Origin of the sequence: Vibrio sp. L85, from assembly GCF_963871815.1 — a bacterium.
GTDB lineage: Bacteria > Pseudomonadota > Gammaproteobacteria > Enterobacterales > Vibrionaceae > Vibrio > Vibrio harveyi.
On record NZ_CAWMYL010000195.1, the window covers coordinates 1 to 463 of the forward strand.

1 pseudogene is annotated in these 463 nt (G+C 44.1%); it reads left to right on the forward strand.

The window, feature by feature from the left end:
* A pseudogene (locus AACR11_RS20810) lies at positions 1-463 on the forward strand (DUF3560 domain-containing protein); the annotation flags it as partial.

Below are 463 nucleotides of genomic sequence, written 5' to 3' on the forward strand. Positions count from 1 at the left end.
AGAAACCCAATCTATGGGTATGGATGATTGTTTCCGTCACAATGAGCCAGTATCCATGCCTAAATCGGATTTTTGGGCGTGGTATGAGCGCGAATATTCGGACATGGTGATCATGCTGACAGTACAAGATGGTGTATTAACGTGCGCGAAGTTTTGCGACTGCATTTACCACTTTTCAAATGATGTGGTGATGACTTTTTCTCTAGAAAAAGAAGAGATAGAGGAAGAAAATTCAAAGGTTGAAAAGCTTATTTTTAGCTTTACGCAAGTGACCGAAGCTCTAGAGCAAGGTTACATTTCGCCACTTAACCATGACCAAAAGCACCCAGAGCCAACCCCACCAACGGACGAAACCAAGACCCGTAAAGTCAGCAGTCTTGGCGATTATCAAGAGCGTATCGAGAGCAAAAAAGATCGTTTAGAAGCGCGAGCAGAAAAAGCCCAGGCGCAATCTAATACCCGT